Here is a 15,865-nt window from a genome sequence, read left to right as displayed (position 1 = left end):
TTCATCTCATTAGTCAGCCGGCCTTGAGGCGAATTCGCGGCACCTTGGATGCGCAGCCGCCGTTTATCCCGATCCGTCAGGCCGTTGTCCAGCGCCGCCGAGGCTCGCGCCTGAAACGGCTTTCTACTGTGCATGGGGTTGTTTTCGCACCTTTTGTTTTGGCCTGGTCCGTCAGGCCCGCTTCATCGTCCGGAAGGTGATGGAATATCGCCGCGCCGCGACCGGGGGGATGCTGTGCTCCCACTGCGACCGCGCCTCGCCGTCCATCATGTAGAGCGAGCGCGGCAGGGCGGTGAGCGTGTGGCGCTCCCAGGTCTCGCCCTTGCGGCGGCGGAAGCGGAAGTTGCACGGCGAGCCCAGTGACAGGCCGAGCACCTTGTCGAAATGCGGCTTGTCGCGATGCCAGCCGATGCCGACGCCGACCTCGTATTCGGTGCACAGCACCTGCCGGACGCTGCCTTCCGGCAGCGCCGCCCAGGCCTCGGCCTGCCGCGCGACCGGCCGCACCCAGTCCGGGATCGGATCGGCCTCGGCGAGACGCTGCAGCGTGTAGTCATAGCGATAGCCGAACGACGCCACCCGGCGGTTGCCCTCGAACGCGCCGAACTGAAAGCGCTGGAGCGGCAATGCTGCGATGCGGCCGATCAGATCCTGCTCGGCGGCCCGATCGATAAAATCGTCCGTGTAGCGAAGTCCGGCCGGGCCTTTCTGCGGGTCGGCGAACAAACCTAGCTGCGTCATGCCTCGCATTTCCGTGATGGAACCTCTTTGCGGCTGATGCGACTTATCTATGACGCGGGAAGAAACGTGCGAGGCTGTCATGGCAGAGAAGCATACCGCCGATCCGGTTGAGATCATGCGGGCGACCGGTCATCCTGAGTTGGAATACGCCGCCGGCTGGACCATCGCCGGTCTCGCCACCATCGGCACCATCGTCGCCGTCTGGGTCTTTGCGATCTAGGCAACCGGAAACTGGAGCTCGAAGGCTGCGCCCTCGTCGGTCGGCTTAAGCCTGATCGAGCCGCCATGGCTCGCCATCACCGCGCGCGCGATCGCCAGCCCCATCCCGGTGCCGCCCTGGTCGCGGCGGGTGGTGAAGAACGCATCGAAGATCCTGTCGCGGTTCGGCGCCGAGATCGGCTCGCCGTCATTGCTGACCGTCACAAGCACGGTCGTCCGTGCGTCGACCGCCTCCAGCCTGATCGTGCCGGCCTTGTGCCGCACCGCATTGTCGGCGATGTGCGACAGCACGATCAGCGCCTTCTCCGAGGACATTCCGATCGCCCGGTCGAGGCTGCCGCTGGCCTCGATCGCGCTTGCCGGAAACCGGCTTCTGAGATCGGCGATCACGGGTGCCAGCTCGGTGCGCTCGTTCTGCGGCAGGCTCTCGGCGCGGGCGAGCTCCCGCAGCCGCTGCGCCATCGCCTCCAGCCGCTGGGTATCAGACAGGATGTTGGCGATGAAGGTGTTCTGCTCGGCCGGCGTCAGGCCCTCGGCCTTGCCCTGAACCGAATCCTGCAACAGCTCGGCTGCGCCCTTGATCGAGGTCAGCGGCGATTTCAGCTCGTGGGTGAGATGGGCCGAAAAGGTCGCGATATAGTCGGAGCGCCGCGCCAGCTGCTCGGCCATGCCGAGGAAGCTGTGCGAGAGCTGGGCGAACTCGCGCGTGCCGTAATGCTTCAGCGGCTGGAACGCCTCCCGGTCGCCGCGGCCGATTCGGGCGGCGCGGTCGATCAGCTCGCGCATCGGCAGCGTGATGGTGCGCGAGAACACGAGGCCGATCGCGATGGTGCCGAGGATGACGGCAAGGCCGGCCAGCACGAACTTGGCCCGCTCCTGGTAGAGATGGTCGAAAATGTTGCTCGGCGTGCGCGTCGTGTAGATCACGCCGGCGACGCGGTTGTTGACGATGACGGGCATCGCCGAAAACACGTGCACGCCGAGGCCGCGGCTGAAGGAATAGATCGGCGGCGGCGGCTTGTCCGGCACGCGGTTGCGTAAAGTCGCGCGGTATTGCCCGTGCAGGGCGTCCGCGACTTCCTCGATATGGGCGAGCGACTGCCCGACCTCCTGCCGCCCGGCAATCACGACGCCTTGCGGATCGAGGATGCGAAAGCCGGCCAACGTCACCTTCTGGGTCTCGCGGATGATCGGCGTCAGCCTGGCCCCGATCTCGACATAGGCTGCTTGCGCCTGCCCGGGCGCGGGCAATGCGTCGGGCCGCCGCCGCAACAGGTCGTTCGCGGTGAGGTCGAGCGCGGGGCGGATCGGTGTGACCTGGTCGCCGGGATCGGGCAGCACGCCCGGCGGCACCTCGGCGCCGAGCACGAGGCCGCTGTCGAGCCGGGCCGTCACCTCCTGCGCATAGATCGTCGCCAGCACGCGGCTCTGTGCGATCAGCTCGGCCTGGGTCTGGCGGATCAGCTGGTTGTCGTAGAGACGGAAGAAGAACAGGCCGACCAGCGGCAATATGCCGACCGTCGCCAGCACCGTGAAGATCACGAGGGTGAGTGACGGCCGCCATTTGTCGGGCGCGGCGCTCATGCCTCTTTCTCGCAGCGGCCGAGCTTGAAGCCGACGCCGTGGATGGTCTCGATCACGTTGTCGCAAGCAAGCGCCGCGAGCTTGGCGCGGATGTTGCGGATATGGCTGTCGATGGTGCGGTCGGAGACCTGGATGTTGAGCTGATAGGCTGCGCGCATCAACTGCTCGCGGTTGAACACCGATGTCGGCCGGGACAGGAACGCGCGCAGGATGCCGAACTCGATCGCGGTCAGCTTCAGCGGCGTGCCGGCAAAGGACGCGACATGCTGTTCGGGATCGATCAGCAGCCCGCCTTGCGTCAGCGCGGTGGGCCCGGCCTTGGCCTCGCCGTTGCGCGGGCTGAGGCGGCGCAGGATGACATTGACCCGCGCCACCAGCTCGCGCGGGCTGAACGGCTTCGTGACGTAGTCGTCGCCGCCGATCTCGAGGCCCAGGATACGGTCGATCTCCTCGTCGCGCGCCGACAGGAACAGGATCGGCACGTCGGAGCCTTTGCGAATCTCGCGGCAGACGTCGAGGCCGTCGAACTCGGGCATGCCGATGTCCAGCACGATGAGATCGGGCCTGTCGGCGGCAAAGCGGAGAAGCGCCTCCTTGCCGTCGCGGGCCTCGATCACGTCCATGCCGGCCTTCTTCAGGGCGACGCGGATGACCTCGCGGATGTGGCCTTCGTCGTCGACGATGAGAATGCGATGCGCCAAGAAACTCTCCGTGTCCTCGTCAACTCGCCGGCTGGCTGCCGGCCTGAGCTTTCGCCTCGGCGTCCAGCCTGCGCTGGAGTCGCCAGTTGCGAAAGCCCCAGCTTCGCCAGGCCAGGTCCTGACGCTGCTGTTCTACAAGGCGGTCGCGGCGTGACACAAGGCAGCCCTCTTTGACGGCGGGCCGTAGCGCGATCGCCTTGTCGATGGCTGGCACCGCCTGTGGCCCGAGCGTCAGGAGATAGTCGATGTCGATCTGCACGCCTTTTCCCGAAACTTCCCGGCTGTCGACGACATTGTAGTCGGCGATGAAGGCGTCGAAGTTCACGAGCGAGCAGCCATAGAGCACGATCGCCAATGCGGCGAGATTGGCGCCGATCAGCCATTGATTGGACCTGTCGAGCACGATGCGCGCGACGATCAGGATCAGGCCGAGCGCTACCAGTCCCATCCAGACGAACGCTGCAATCCGCCAATAGGTCAGCATGTAGATGTCGACATAGAGATCGAGCCGGCGGATGGAGGAGACGACCAGCAGCACGTTCTGTCCGACCCAGAGATAGACCAGCGGCCGGATCACCTTCGATTTCTCGGCCGGCCCGCCCGGACGCATCGCCACCAGCACGAAGGCAGCGGCGAGGAGGGCGGTTGCGATCAGCGGATAGGCGCCGCGATGGGCGTAGGCCGCATAGGTCATGTTGTCGGGCAGCGCCGCGTGGCCCCAGAGATAGATGCCGTCGAGAATGGACTGTGCCGCGAACAGCAGGTTGAACAGGATCAGCGAGCGCAGGATGGTGGAGGCGCCGAGAAATTCCGCCGAGACCATGGGCGGCAGCGGCGGTGGCACGGGGCCCTCGGCCACGGCGGCGGCGACGACCGCCCTGCGCCGCCAGCGCACATGGATGAACGGCCAGACCAGAGCCAGCATCAAGGTCCAGAACAGGACGCGCCACATGTTGACATAGTCGAGCATGACCTTGGGATTGAGCAGCGACACCCATTGCTCGATCACCGGATTTGCGGCGGCGAACAATGCGATGAAGACGGTGCTGAGCACTGCTGGCATCAGCCAGAGCGCGATGCCGCGGGTGAAGGCCGACATGTTGAAGGCTTGGGGCGCATCGAGGAAGAACCTGAAGGGACCGAGCAGGAGGAAATTGCACAGCGCGCGGGCGCGGTCGGTGAGCCCGGTCGTATCGGGATTGGTTGCAAGCAACAGCGCAATCGTCAGCGACGCGACGAGGATCAGGAAGGACAGCGTGTTGAGCTCTTCCATGGCCGGCACAAGGCCGAGCACGAGGATCGCGCCGCTGATCGCCGCGCGCCGCCAGTCCACGGCCGCGTGATTGAACAGCACCGACACGCAGGCGGTCGCGATCGCAAACAGCGTCAGCGACAGCCCGATCCGCTGACCGTAGAACAGCCAGTCGGCGAGCCCGGCCAGCAGCAGCGCCATTGCAAGCTTGGCCGACAGTGCAGAAGGCCTGATCGGTTGGATATCCGTCGTCGAAGCCAGGCTCGTCATGTCCAGAAAGTCTCCGTGAATGGTGGCATCACGAATTCTGAACGGCACTTGTGCAGACGGCGGGATCATCGTCTGCACGGCTTCAGGAGTTTCTTGCAGTTTTCGTGCAGGCGCGCTTTTGCCTCTCGCGCAGCGCGATTCGCTTTGCTAGGTGCGAAACATTCATCGCCCATCGCACCTGGTGCATCATGCAATTGCTCAACCGCATCGGTCTCGCCCTGCTCTGGCTCGCCGCGCCGCTCGCTACATTTGTCGCCGCGAACAAGAACGATCCCTATCTGCTCGTGCTGCGTGGCGCCGGAAACATCTCCCTTGTCGTCGCAAGCATCGCAATCGTCGCTCTTTTGTTGCGCAGCGGTCACTGGCGCACCTTCGCCGGCAAGGCGCTCGTCGTGCTCTGGTGCGTGCCGCCTGTCTTGATGTCCGCCGCGCATCTGAAGTTCGAGCTGCGCAAGCATGACGTTCTCGGCGCCGGCGCCGCCGAAGCGCGGCAGCTCGGGCCGCACTTCATGGTCGGCTATTCCTCCTTTCCCGAGGTCGCGCGTCTCGCCAGGCAGGGCCTGATCGGCGGCGTCTATGTCACCCGGCACAACATCCGCGGCCGTGCCATCGAGACGCTGCGGGCCGAGATCGCGGCGCTGCAGGATCTCAGGCGCGCAGCCGGCCTGCCGCCGCTGATCGTCGCCGCCGATCAGGAGGGCGGAATCGTCGGGCATCTTGCGCCGCCGCTGACGAAAGTGCCGGCGCTGGCGACGCTCACGGGACTGGCTTCCGATGAACAGCAGGCCAAGGCCGAGGAGTTCGGCCGCATCCACGGTCGCGAGCTCGCCCACGTCGGCGTCAACCTCAATCTTGCGCCGGTGCTCGACCTCAAGCCGCCGGCGCGGCGCAACCGTCTCGATTTCCACACGCTAATCGGCCAGCGCGCGATTGCGAGCGATCCCACCGTCGTCAGCACCATCGCGAGCGCCTATGTGCGCGGGCTGGAAGAGACGGGCGTTGGCGCCACGCTCAAGCATTTTCCCGGCATCGGCCGCGTGCGCGCCGACACGCATCATTTCAGCGCCAATCTCGACACGCCGGTGAAGGAGCTGGAAGCAACCGACTGGCTCCCGTTCCGCGAGGTGCTGTCGCATTCGCGCAGCGCCCTCATGGTCGGCCACGTCACGCTCACAGACGTCGATCCCGATCGCGCCGCCTCGCATTCGAAGCGCGTCGTCGACGGGATCATTCGTGGGACGTGGGGTTACCAGGGCGTGGTGATGACCGACGATCTCATCATGGGCGCAATCTACCAGAACGACGTCTGCAAGGCCGTGGTCGAGGCGATCAATGCCGGCGTCGATCTGCTGCTGGTCGCCTATGACGGCGCGCAGTTCTACCGTGTCTTTGCCTGCGCCCTGGAAGGATCGCGACAGGGCAGGCTCGACGCGGCGATGCTGCATGCGAGCAGCGCGCGCCTGGAGCGCGGCTTTTCGACCATGCAGGCACGAGCTGCCTCACGCGCCATCAGCGTCGCCCGGCAGAACTAGCCCTTCGCGAACTGGCGGTAGTCCGGTTCACGGTGAAACCAGAACTCGTAGCCGGAGATGCCCTTTTGCATGGCAACGTCGTGGATCGGCTGGTTGAGCGGAACCACGGGGACGTCGCGCATACAGAGCGCGATGAAATCCTTCACCGTCCTGTCGTATTCGGCGGCATCGGTGGTGAAGCGCGCCTTGTCGATCAGGGCGTCCATCTCCTTGTTCTTGTATGAGGAGATGTTGAAGATCGAGTTGTTGCCGTGGAAATTCCAGTAGAAGTAATATTCGGGATAATCGAGCCAGCCGCTGAAGCGGTTGAGCGCGAGCGGCAGCTCCTTCTTGTTCAGCGTCGTGCGCCAGTTCGCGCCGGGAATCTTTTCGATTGCCGCCTTGATGCCGATCTTGGCGAGATTCTCCTGGATCAGGATCGCGGTCGGCTCGCCGACGGTGGCGGTGCCTGTGTCCAGCGACAGCGTCGTCTCCAGGCCGGCTTCGAAGCCCGCTTCCTTCAGCAGAGCCTTGGCCTTGTCGAGATCGGTGACGTAAGGAAACGGTTGCGGCCACACCGGCTTTGAGACTTCGGCGGTGCCGCCATACATGGGAACGGCGCGGCCGAAGAAGGCGCTGGTCTGAATCTGCTCGTACGGCATGGCCCAGGCGATGGCCTGGCGCAGCTTGACATTGTCGAACGGCGGCTTGGCGGTGTTCAGCGCGACGTACCACAGCGCGTTCGGGATCGGCACGCCCGAGACCTTGACCTTGCCCTCCTTGATGATCTGCTCGAAATCGCGCGGGGCAAAGCCGCTGGAAATATCCGCATCGCCCCGCTCCAGCATGGCACGCCGCGTGCCGGCGGAGGGAACGTCGCGGGCGATCACGCGCTTGACCTTCGGCAGCGGCCCGCTCTTCCAGTCGTCGAAGCGCGTCAGCACGGTCTCGCTGCCCGGCTTCCAGCTCTCGATCTTGTAGGCGCCGCCGCCGGCCTCGTTGTTCTTCAGCCAGGCCAGCGCCCACGGATCTTCCGGCGTCGCGTTCTTCCTGGCGAGCTCGGAATTGATGATGAAGGGCACGACGACGGCCACGTTGAACAGCAGCATCTTGTCCTTGCGGACATAGTCGATACGGAAAGTGTGGTCGTCGACCACCACGAACTGCTCCGGCTTTTCCAGCGATCCCGCCGACATCTGGAAGGTCGGAAAGCCGCCGACCTTCACGGCGCGGTCAAACGACCATTTGACGTCCTTGGCGGTCACAGGCGTGCCGTCGTGGAATTTTGCGTCCTTGCGAAGCTTGAAGGTGCAGGACATGCCGTCGGCGGCGACCTCCCAGCTCTCGGCGAGCTCGGGCGCGAGCTTCTCGCGGTCATACGACAACGTGCCGTCCGGCAGTGTCTTGGAGGCGTAGGTGAGCAGGCGGTCGTAGCAATTCCAGGACAGGCCGTTCACGGTCTGGTTGGAGCCGACGCCCTGCATGTCCAGCGAGTTCGGCCCGAGCTCCTGCACCACCAGCAGTGTCTCGCTGCGCCCCTGCGCCCGAGCGAGGCGCGGAGCAAAGGCCGCCGTACCGGCGACACCGAGGCCGCCCAGCACGACGCTGCGGCGGTTCAAATCGAGGGGTGAAATGCTCAAGGGTGCCTCCCGTTCCGGAAATTGTCCGGCATCGAGAGGCAAGGTGTATGCCACAGCGAGGAAGTGCCAAGCCGCCCCACGAAGACGCGAGGCGGCTTGGATTGATAGGCGTTGCGCGTCGGCTTAGGTCTACTCGGCCTGCTCCAGCGCGGCGGGCATCTTCGCCACCGACATCAGCGATCGCGCGACCTGGTTGAGCAGGAGATCGGCGTTCTCTTCCTCGGCGAGGGATTTGGAGAGCAGGCCGACGATGGCGCTGTGGCGCAGCTGCTGCGCGAGGTTGCGCGCGGTGGTATAGCCGGACATCTCGTAATGCTCGACGCGTTGCGCCGCGGAGATCAGCGCGAGGTCGGCGGCAGCGTCCTCCTTCTCTTGGCTTTCCTTCATGACCTCCTGGCCTTCCTCGATCAGGCCCATCATGCCCTTGCAAGGCTTGGCGCGGGCGTTCTCGCCGAGCAGCTCGAAGCACTCGTTGATGCGCTCGACCTGATTTTCGGTCTCGGCCAGATGCTGCTCGAACAGCTCGCGCAACTGATCGAAGCGGGCGGCCTGCGCCATCTTCGGGAGCGCCTTGGTCAGCTGCTTCTCGGCATGGAGGATGTCACGCAGCTCATGCAGCAGCAGATCGGTCAGGCCCGCCTCGTCGACAGGCGGTGAGCTCTCCGCGACGATCGACGGGGCAGCGCCGGGATCGGAGGATTGCAGCGCAGGCGATTCTGTGAACACCCAGTCCTCGCCCTCGTTCCAGGGACCGCGGGTATCGATTTCGCCGTGGTCGCCGCTACCGGTGGAATCGTTGAAGTACTGGTTGACGAGGCCGGGCGTCGGGGCAATCCGGCCGATGCTGAAGGCCGGCTTCGACAGGCTCTCGAGCGCGCGCGCGAACGCCTTCATATGCGTGATCTCGCGCGTCATCAGGAATTGCAGCGCGTCCTTGCTGCCGGCATCGTCGCAAAAATTGATCAGGCGCTCGTAGACGATCTTGGCACGCGCTTCTGCCGCGATGTTGCTGCGGAGATCGACGTCGAGCTCGCCCGTGATCTTGAGATAATCGGCGGTCCAGGGATTGCCTTGCGAGTTGAACAGATTGACGCCGCCTCCGCCGGCAATCGCGATCAGAGGATCGGCCTCCGCCGCCTGGCGGTCATTCCGCGAGGGCGCAAGATGCATCCGGGCGAGGCAACCGACGACCTCGAGATGGCTGAGCTCTTCGGTGCCGATATCCATCAAGAGGTCCTTGCGGTCGGGATCCTCGCAATTCAGTCCCTGAATCGAATATTGCATCGCAGCCGCAAGTTCGCCGTTGGCGCCGCCGAACTGCTCGAGGAGCATATTGCCGAAGCGCGGATCGGGTTCGTCGACGCGCACGGTGAACATCAGCTTCTTGACGTGGTGATACATGGGGAGACTCGCGTGCTGGAGAGAAACTACGCGACAACGAGGCCTCCAGCCGTTCGTTCCTAAGTCTCTCCAGGATCGAGGCTGTCGTTGCCCCGGACCTCTGCCAGGGAGCGCGATGGCTTACGGCGTCACCGCACTGCGCGCGACGGCGCGCGGAGCCGTCAGTTCCTTCCAGGTCGAATTTGCCACATGCACCGGCGAGAAGGCGGGACGTTCGACGTATTGTCCATCGCCGGCCTCGGCGCGCAGGTCGCCATCCTTCCAGACGATACGGCCGCGCGACAGCGTCGCGGCCGCACCGCCGGTGCAGGCAAAACCCTCGAACACGTTGTAATCGATCCGGCTCATCTGCCGCTTGGCGCTGATGGTCTTGCTCGCCTTGGGATCCCACACCACGATATCGGCATCCGAGCCGACGGCGACCGCCCCCTTGCGCGGATAGATGTTGAGGATGCGGGCGATGTTCGCCGAGGTCACCGCGACGAATTCCTCTTTGGTCAGCCGCCCCGTGGCGACGCCCGCGGTCCAGAGCAGCGCCAGGCGATCTTCGAGGCCGCCGGTGCCGTTCGGGATCTTCCTGAAATCGCCGCGCCCGAACCGCTTCTGCTCGGTGGTGAAGGCGCAATGATCGGTCGCAACCACCTGGAGCGAGCCGGCTTGCAGGCCGGCCCAGAGGCTGTCCTGATGCTGTTTGTCGCGGAACGGCGGCGACATCACGCGCTGTGCGGAATGGTCCCAGTCCTTGTTCCGGTATTCGCCGGCATCGAGCAGCAGATGCTGGATCAGCGGTTCGCCATAGACCCGCTTTCCACTGGCCCGCGCGCGAGCGATGGCCTCATGCGCCTCGCGGCAGCTGGTGTGGACGATATAGACCGGCGTGCCCGTCATGTCCGCGATCATGATGGCGCGGTTGGTGGCTTCGCCCTCGACCTCCGGCGGCCGTGAATAGGCGTGGCCTTCCGGGCCGGTGACGCCGCGCGCAATCAGCGCGTCCTGCATCAGGGCGACGACGTCGCCGTTCTCGGCATGGACGACAGGCATGGCGCCGAGATGGGCGCAACGCGCGAACGAGTTGTAGAGCTCGTCGTCGTTCACCATCAGCGCGCCCTTGTAGGCCATGAAATGCTTGAAGGTGTTGATGCCGTAGGTCCTGACCACGATCTCCATCTCGTCATGAATCTGCTTCGACCACGACGTCACCGCCATGTGGAAGCCGTAGTCGCTGGCCGCCTTCTCGGATTTGTGCCGCCACTCCTGATACGCCGCGAGCTTGGATTGGCCGGGATCGGGCAGGCAGAAATCCACCACCATGGTGGTGCCGCCGCTCAGCGCCGCCTTGGTTCCGGATTCGAAGTCGTCGGCGGTGACGGTGCCCATGAACGGCATTTCGAGATGGGTGTGCGGATCGATCCCGCCCGGAATGACGTAGGCGCCGCCTGCATCGATGATCTCGCTACCTGTCGGGGCATCGAGCGAGGCGCCGATCGCGACGATGGTCTCGCCGTCGATCAGCACGTCCGCGCGGCGCGAATGATCGTGATTGACGACGGTGCCGCCGCGGATGAGGAGGGGCATGAGGTGCTCCGAGAGGTGAGGGACGGCTCGAAGGCTAAGCGCGCGACTGGCGATGCGACAGGTGAAATTTTAGTCAGCCGCCGCCGCTCCTTTCACGTCGTGCGCGATCAGCCCGTCGATCATCGCGCGCACGAGGCCCGTGATCTCCTTGCGCAGCGCCGGCAGCGGCACGGCCACCAGCTTCTGCTCCAGCCCGAGCGCCACCATGCCATGCACGGCCGAGAACAGGCTGCGTGCGGTGATGCCGAGTTCCTCCGGGCTGCGCCCAGGAAACAGTGCGGCCAGCGGCTGGTAGATATGACGGAACAGCTGCATCTGGTCGTGCACGGACCAATCCGGCACCAGCTTGCCCGTCTCCATCCGGTGCTCGAACAGCGCGCGCCAGAGCTGGAGGTTTTCGGCGGCGAAATCGCAATAGGCGAGGGCGATGCGGACCAGGGATTCCCGTGGCGATGGCTCGCCGGCATTTGTTGCGAGAGTCAGCGTCTCGTCGAGCCGGAGCAGCGTGCGCGAGCCGACCCGCAGGATCAGTTCGTCGACATCAGCCACGAGATTGTAGACCGCGCCATTGGCGCAGCCGATCTCGCGGGCCAAATCGCGGGTCTTGAGACCCGCCAGCCCCCGCTCGGCGATCATCTGTTCGGCCGCCTGGATCAGGGCCGCACGCAATTTCTCTCGCCGTTCCAGGGCCTTAGTCATTCTTAAACCAAATTCTTGAGCGTCGCTCAAAATAATATTGAACGATGTTCAAGGTTCCTGCTACAAACCATCTGTGAGCAGCGCTCATAGACAGGGAGCAACCAATGTTCAAGACCGTCGTGACCCTCTTCCGCGGCAGCGTCGCCGCTGCGGGCGAGGAACTGGAAGATCGCACCGCCCTTCTGATCCTGGATCAGCAGATGCGCGATGCAGCCGCAGCCGTCGAGCGCAGCAAGCGCACGCTGGCGCTGGCAATCGCGCAGGACCAGCAGGAAGGCCGCAAGCTCGAGGCCACGAATGCGCGTATCGCCGATCTCGAGACCCGTGCCGTTGCGGCGCTGGATGGCGGCCGCGAGGATCTCGCCAAGGAGGCCGCCGAAGCCATTGCGGCGCTGGAGGCCGATCGCGATGCGGCCATGACGGCGCGCGCGCTGTTCGCGACCGAGATCATCAGGCTGAAGCGCCACGTCGCCAACGCGCAGGCCCGCATCACCGAGCTCGATCGCGGTCGCCGGATCGCCCGCGCCTCGGAAGCGGTGCGCTCGCTTCGCCGCAGCGGCATCGAGGCCGCGCGCCCCTATGAATCGACATTGCCGGAGGCGGAGGGGACGCTGAGGCGTCTGCGCGAGCGGCAGATGGAGGCTCAAGCGGCCGACGATGCCCTGGTCGAGCTCGACGCGGCCACCGGCCCGCTCGCCACCGCCGAACGACTCGCCGAGCAGGGCTTCGGCCCGCGGCTCAAGACGACCGCAGACGACGTGCTGGCGCGCTTGAAGTCCAGGCGCATGCCGGCGGCCTGATCTCAAGTTCCAACCCGAACACCATCATCATTCCAATCGACAGGAGACCATCATGAACCAGAATGGCCAGCCCCACAGCGGCGCCTGGGTGAGCTTCACCTACGCGTCCTTCGCAGCTTCCGCCTTCCTCGTCGCCATCGGCATCTTCTTCCTGCCGATCGACCTCTGGATGAAGGGTTATCTCACCATGGGCATCGTGATGATGATCCAGACCTGCGTCACCCTGACCAAGACCGTGCGCGACAATCATGAGAGCAGCCGCCTCGTGAACCGCATCGAGGATGCCAAGGCCGAGCGGCTGCTGATGGAGGTCTCCAAGGCGGCGTAAGGCGAACGGTCGCAGCGCGCGCTCTGGGGCGACAGGGGCGCGCGCGGCAGGCAGGGTGCATTGTGCTTCGCGTGCAGGTGCGATATGGCTCTCGCGCTTTCCAGAGGCGGAGACGAGCTTTGTCGAAACAATCCCTGCGCGAGGAGGCCGAGCGCCTGATCCGCGAATCGATGGAAAAGAAGACCATCGTGGTCAAGCAGGGCACGACCCGCATCGAGGCTGTCTGCGGCAAGTGCGGAGCGCCGAACCGGGTGCAGGCGGAGAAGGGCCAGACCCGCGTCAAGTTCGCCTGCAAGAACTGCGGGCATAAGCAAGAGACGTTGTAGGCGTCTTCGCCTCTACCCGGGTCGCTTCGGCGATGCGCAGCATCGTCTGCCGCGATCCGGGTGAGGGCCCTACGGCCTCTCCCTCACATCACCTGATGCACGTCGATCACGACGCGATCCGCATGGCGCGCCGCTGACGCCACGAAGATGTGCTCCATCAGCCAGCGGTATGTCTCGTGCCCGGTCTCGAACTTCGGCACGGTGCGGAAATAGATCAGCTTCGGATCGACCGGCTCGCCGCGCTTGAGCTTGTGCAACAGCTCGACCGGGCCGAAGCGCATACCCTTGTTCTCGACGTAGACGGTCGCACCGTCGTCGGTCTCGAAGGCGTATTTCGCTTCGAGATCGATCAACTCGTTGGGCCGGATGGTCTGGAAATCGGCGCCGAAGGGGAGCACCTTTCCGCTGACCGCGCCCGTCACCTCGCCGCCGATGATCGGAATGATGCGGCGGACGCCGATCCCGGTCTCGCCCGCGGTCACGACGTCGCCGATCCGCGCGGTGATGGTGAAAACGTATCTTGTTTCGAGGGTCGGGGTGGTCATCTCTGCCTCCAATTATCGACGAGCCTTCCCTTCTCCCCTTGTGGGAGAAGGTGGCGCGAAGCGCCGGATGAAGGGTCTATCTCCACAAGCGTGCTCGCGGAGAGAGATCCCTCACCCGTCTCGCCGCTATCGCGGCGAGCCACCCTCTCCCACAAGGGGAGAGGGGAAGCAGCCACGCCGTGCGGCATTCAATCTTGTCACCTCTAATGCGCCATCATCCGCGTCGGCAGCCAGGTTGCCAGCAGCGGGAAGGCGATCAGGATCACGAGGCGCACGAGGTCCGTTGCCACGAACGGGCTTACGCCCTTGAAGATGGTGGAGAAGGAGACGTCCTTCACCACGCTTTTTATGACGAAGACGTTCATGCCCACGGGCGGAGTGATCAGGCCGAGCTCGACGGTCACGACGATGATGATGCCGAACCAGATCGGATCGAACCCCAGATGCATGATCACCGGGAAGATGATCGGCACGGTCAGGATGATCATCGCCATGGCATCCATCAGGCAGCCGAGCACGAGATACATCACCATGATCAGCGCCAGCACGCCGTAGGGGCCGAGGCCGAGCCCGGTGAGGAATTCCGTCACCTTCTGCGGCGTCTGCGTCACCGTGAGGAAATAGCCGAAGATCAGCGCGCCGATCAGCACGGTGAACACCGCAGCCGCGGTGCGCGTCGCCTGCAGCAGCGAGGCCAGCACCTTCTCGCGGTCGAGCCGGCCGGTCAGCACGCCGATGATGAAGGCCCCGGTCGCGCCGACGCCGCCGGCCTCGGTTGGCGTGAAGCGCGGCAGGAAGGGCAGGCCGTAGAGGCCGCCGATGACGAAGATGAACAGCAGCACCGGTGCCCAGATCTCCTTCAATCCGGCAAAGCGCTCGCGCCACGGCGTCACCTTGCCCTTGGGCAGGAACTCGGGGCGGAAATAGCCGATCAGGGAGATCGTGATCATGTACATGGTCATCGCGAGCAGGCCCGGGATGATGCCGGCGATGAACAGCTTGCCGATGTCCTGCTCGGTGATGATGCCGTAGACGGCGAGCACGGTGGAGGGCGGCAGCATCGCGCCCAGGGTGCCGCCGGCCGCGATCACGCCGGTGGCGAAGGATTGCGGATAGCCGAAGCGCCGCATCTCGGGATAGGCGACGGCGGAGAAGGTCGCGGCGGTCGCGACCGAGGAGCCGCAGATTGCGGCAAAGCCGCCGCAGGCGCCGACGGTGGCAATGCCGAGTCCGCCGCGCAAATGTCCGACGAAACCGTTGGCGGCGCGGAATAGCTCGCGGCTCATGCCGGAATTGCTGACGAAGGAGCCCATCAGCAGGAACATCGGGATGACGCCGAAGGTGTAGTCGGTCACGGTGCGCATGGTGACCTGACCGACCATCTTCAGGGCCGGTGTCGAGCCCACGAGATAGCTGAAGCCGCACACGCCGACGAGGCCCATGGCCATGCCGACCGGCACGCGCAGCAGCATCAGGGCGAACAGGGCGACGAAGCCGATGACGGCGACGGCGTCGGTACTCATGGTTACTCCGTCACCTTGATCTTGGGTTCATGCATGTCTTCGGGGTGGAAGATCAGCCGGTACGTGCGGATCGCGATCAGCAGCACGGCGCAGACGTCACCGATCCACGCGACGAGGAAGAACGGCCATGTCGGCATGTGCAGGTCGAAGGTCTGAACGTTGTCGTTGTAGGTCAGCCGGACCTTGTCGAACAGCGTCCAGGTCTGCACGGTGACGACGAACAGCAGCACCAGGGTCGCGAACACGTCGATCCAGCGCTGATGGCGCGGCCCGACATTGCCCCAGACCAGGTCGACGGTGATGTGGGTGCCGCGATAGGAGGTTGCCGCGATGCCCCAGAAAATGAGGATGCCGAGCAGCATTCGGCCGATGTCGAAGCTGTCGGGGATCGAATAGTTCAGCGTGTTGCGCAAGAGCACCGACAGGAAGATGTCGAGCGCGACGATGCCGACGAAGCCGGCCGCGATCCATTCGATCGAGTCGATCACGCGATCCATCCAGGAGCGCTTCATGGGTGTTTCCTAAGCACTGCTATTCTCATTCTCGGCTCTGGCGACGGCACTTCGCCTCTCCCGCTTGCGGGGAGAGGCCGACACGCGAAGCGTGGCGGGTGAGGGGGACTATCCACGAGTCCAATTGTCACCGTCCTGCGGAGACTCCCCCTCACCCCAACCCTCTCCCCGCAAGCGGGGAGAGGGGGAAGAGACACGGTGCGCTCCTCACCTGCTCTCAGCTTGCAAGGCAACGGCG

Annotated in this window: 16 protein-coding genes; 5 read left to right on the top strand and 11 right to left on the bottom strand. The window is 64.8% G+C overall.

The features are described from left to right. Positions 1-171: 171 nt before the first annotated feature. The gene (locus N2605_RS30225) at positions 172-741 is read right to left on the bottom strand and encodes an alpha-ketoglutarate-dependent dioxygenase AlkB (protein ID WP_225146365.1); all 570 of its coding nucleotides are present in this window, start codon (positions 739-741) and stop codon (positions 172-174) included. 79 nt (positions 742-820) lie between these two features. Here N2605_RS30225 and N2605_RS30220 point away from each other — a divergent pair, with 79 nt between their 5' ends. Then, on the top strand, positions 821-961 hold the full coding sequence (locus N2605_RS30220) for a hypothetical protein (RefSeq protein ID WP_167361649.1): 141 nt from the start codon (positions 821-823) through the stop codon (positions 959-961). Here N2605_RS30220 and N2605_RS30215 read toward each other — a convergent pair. From N2605_RS30215 to N2605_RS30205, 3 genes are read right to left on the bottom strand one after another with little or no spacing between them, the layout of a single operon-like run. Next, positions 958-2,544 (bottom strand): ATP-binding protein, encoded by a 1,587-nt coding sequence (locus N2605_RS30215; RefSeq protein ID WP_225111643.1) that lies wholly within the window; start codon positions 2,542-2,544, stop codon positions 958-960. The two genes, N2605_RS30220 and N2605_RS30215, sit on opposite strands and share 4 nt — an antisense overlap. Continuing rightward, the gene (locus N2605_RS30210) at positions 2,541-3,245 is read right to left on the bottom strand and encodes a response regulator transcription factor (protein WP_109142397.1); all 705 of its coding nucleotides are present in this window, start codon (positions 3,243-3,245) and stop codon (positions 2,541-2,543) included. Before N2605_RS30210 ends, N2605_RS30215 begins: the two co-directional genes overlap by 4 nt. A 19-nt stretch (positions 3,246-3,264) precedes the next feature. Continuing rightward, positions 3,265-4,767 carry a DUF4153 domain-containing protein gene (locus N2605_RS30205; protein ID WP_260344411.1) on the bottom strand — a complete coding sequence of 501 codons (1,503 nt, stop codon included), beginning with the start codon at positions 4,765-4,767 and terminating at the stop codon, positions 3,265-3,267. A 188-nt stretch (positions 4,768-4,955) separates the two neighbouring features. Between N2605_RS30205 and N2605_RS30200 the strand changes: the two genes are divergently transcribed. Next, a complete protein-coding gene (locus tag N2605_RS30200; protein ID WP_260344408.1) occupies positions 4,956-6,299 on the top strand; it encodes a glycoside hydrolase family 3 N-terminal domain-containing protein in 1,344 nt (447 codons plus the stop codon). Here N2605_RS30200 and N2605_RS30195 read toward each other — a convergent pair. The 4 genes from N2605_RS30195 to N2605_RS30180 all read right to left on the bottom strand — a co-directional run bounded on the left by N2605_RS30195 (position 6,296) and on the right by N2605_RS30180 (position 11,593). Beyond that, positions 6,296-7,918, bottom strand: coding sequence for an ABC transporter substrate-binding protein (locus N2605_RS30195; protein WP_225183095.1), 1,623 nt, complete (start codon positions 7,916-7,918; stop codon positions 6,296-6,298). The two genes, N2605_RS30200 and N2605_RS30195, sit on opposite strands and share 4 nt — an antisense overlap. Positions 7,919-8,047: 129 nt before the next feature. Next, complete coding sequence (locus N2605_RS30190) at positions 8,048-9,319, bottom strand: DUF892 family protein (protein WP_035997886.1); 1,272 nt, start codon at positions 9,317-9,319, stop codon at positions 8,048-8,050. A 120-nt stretch (positions 9,320-9,439) separates the two neighbouring features. Then, positions 9,440-10,894, bottom strand: coding sequence for a dihydropyrimidinase (gene hydA / locus N2605_RS30185; RefSeq protein WP_260344403.1), 1,455 nt, complete (start codon positions 10,892-10,894; stop codon positions 9,440-9,442). 69 nt (positions 10,895-10,963) lie between these two features. After that, complete coding sequence (locus N2605_RS30180) at positions 10,964-11,593, bottom strand: TetR/AcrR family transcriptional regulator (protein WP_109142402.1); 630 nt, start codon at positions 11,591-11,593, stop codon at positions 10,964-10,966. A 104-nt stretch (positions 11,594-11,697) separates the two neighbouring features. Between N2605_RS30180 and N2605_RS30175 the strand changes: the two genes are divergently transcribed. The 3 genes from N2605_RS30175 to N2605_RS30165 all read left to right on the top strand — a co-directional run bounded on the left by N2605_RS30175 (position 11,698) and on the right by N2605_RS30165 (position 13,047). After that, positions 11,698-12,393, top strand: coding sequence for a PspA/IM30 family protein (locus N2605_RS30175; RefSeq protein WP_035997892.1), 696 nt, complete (start codon positions 11,698-11,700; stop codon positions 12,391-12,393). A gap of 52 nt (positions 12,394-12,445) precedes the next feature. After that, a complete protein-coding gene (locus tag N2605_RS30170) occupies positions 12,446-12,721 on the top strand; it encodes a YiaA/YiaB family inner membrane protein (RefSeq protein ID WP_035997898.1) in 276 nt (91 codons plus the stop codon). Between the two features lie 119 nt (positions 12,722-12,840). After that, on the top strand, positions 12,841-13,047 hold the full coding sequence (locus N2605_RS30165; protein WP_025033895.1) for a hypothetical protein: 207 nt from the start codon (positions 12,841-12,843) through the stop codon (positions 13,045-13,047). 83 nt (positions 13,048-13,130) lie between these two features. Here the strand turns inward: N2605_RS30165 and N2605_RS30160 are convergent, their stop codons facing one another. From N2605_RS30160 to N2605_RS30150, 3 genes are all read right to left on the bottom strand, one after another. Next, positions 13,131-13,592, bottom strand: coding sequence for a DUF3237 domain-containing protein (locus N2605_RS30160; RefSeq protein WP_035997901.1), 462 nt, complete (start codon positions 13,590-13,592; stop codon positions 13,131-13,133). Between the two features lie 203 nt (positions 13,593-13,795). Beyond that, positions 13,796-15,115 (bottom strand): TRAP transporter large permease, encoded by a 1,320-nt coding sequence (locus tag N2605_RS30155; protein ID WP_035997903.1) that lies wholly within the window; start codon positions 15,113-15,115, stop codon positions 13,796-13,798. A 2-nt stretch (positions 15,116-15,117) separates the two neighbouring features. After that, complete coding sequence (locus tag N2605_RS30150) at positions 15,118-15,627, bottom strand: TRAP transporter small permease (protein WP_035997911.1); 510 nt, start codon at positions 15,625-15,627, stop codon at positions 15,118-15,120. Positions 15,628-15,865: the final 238 nt, after the last annotated feature.

This window comes from Bradyrhizobium yuanmingense (genome assembly GCF_025200905.1).
Classification (GTDB): domain Bacteria; phylum Pseudomonadota; class Alphaproteobacteria; order Rhizobiales; family Xanthobacteraceae; genus Bradyrhizobium; species Bradyrhizobium yuanmingense.
This window is presented reverse-complemented; position numbering and strand designations above follow the sequence as displayed.

What these genes read in the sequence shown, in the direction of transcription:
- N2605_RS30160 (WP_035997901.1), bottom strand. Translation starts at nt 13,592, where the DNA reads ATGACCACCCCGACCCTCGAAACAAGATACGTTTTCACCATCACCGCG.
- N2605_RS30190 (WP_035997886.1), bottom strand. Translation starts at nt 9,319, where the DNA reads ATGTATCACCACGTCAAGAAGCTGATGTTCACCGTGCGCGTCGACGAA.
- N2605_RS30170 (WP_035997898.1), top strand. Translation starts at nt 12,446, where the DNA reads ATGAACCAGAATGGCCAGCCCCACAGCGGCGCCTGGGTGAGCTTCACC.
- hydA (WP_260344403.1), bottom strand. Translation starts at nt 10,894, where the DNA reads ATGCCCCTCCTCATCCGCGGCGGCACCGTCGTCAATCACGATCATTCG.
- N2605_RS30225 (WP_225146365.1), bottom strand. Translation starts at nt 741, where the DNA reads ATGACGCAGCTAGGTTTGTTCGCCGACCCGCAGAAAGGCCCGGCCGGA.
- N2605_RS30220 (WP_167361649.1), top strand. Translation starts at nt 821, where the DNA reads ATGGCAGAGAAGCATACCGCCGATCCGGTTGAGATCATGCGGGCGACC.
- N2605_RS30150 (WP_035997911.1), bottom strand. Translation starts at nt 15,627, where the DNA reads ATGAAGCGCTCCTGGATGGATCGCGTGATCGACTCGATCGAATGGATC.
- N2605_RS30175 (WP_035997892.1), top strand. Translation starts at nt 11,698, where the DNA reads ATGTTCAAGACCGTCGTGACCCTCTTCCGCGGCAGCGTCGCCGCTGCG.
- N2605_RS30180 (WP_109142402.1), bottom strand. Translation starts at nt 11,593, where the DNA reads ATGACTAAGGCCCTGGAACGGCGAGAGAAATTGCGTGCGGCCCTGATC.
- N2605_RS30155 (WP_035997903.1), bottom strand. Translation starts at nt 15,115, where the DNA reads ATGAGTACCGACGCCGTCGCCGTCATCGGCTTCGTCGCCCTGTTCGCC.
- N2605_RS30215 (WP_225111643.1), bottom strand. Translation starts at nt 2,544, where the DNA reads ATGAGCGCCGCGCCCGACAAATGGCGGCCGTCACTCACCCTCGTGATC.
- N2605_RS30200 (WP_260344408.1), top strand. Translation starts at nt 4,956, where the DNA reads ATGCAATTGCTCAACCGCATCGGTCTCGCCCTGCTCTGGCTCGCCGCG.
- N2605_RS30205 (WP_260344411.1), bottom strand. Translation starts at nt 4,767, where the DNA reads ATGACGAGCCTGGCTTCGACGACGGATATCCAACCGATCAGGCCTTCT.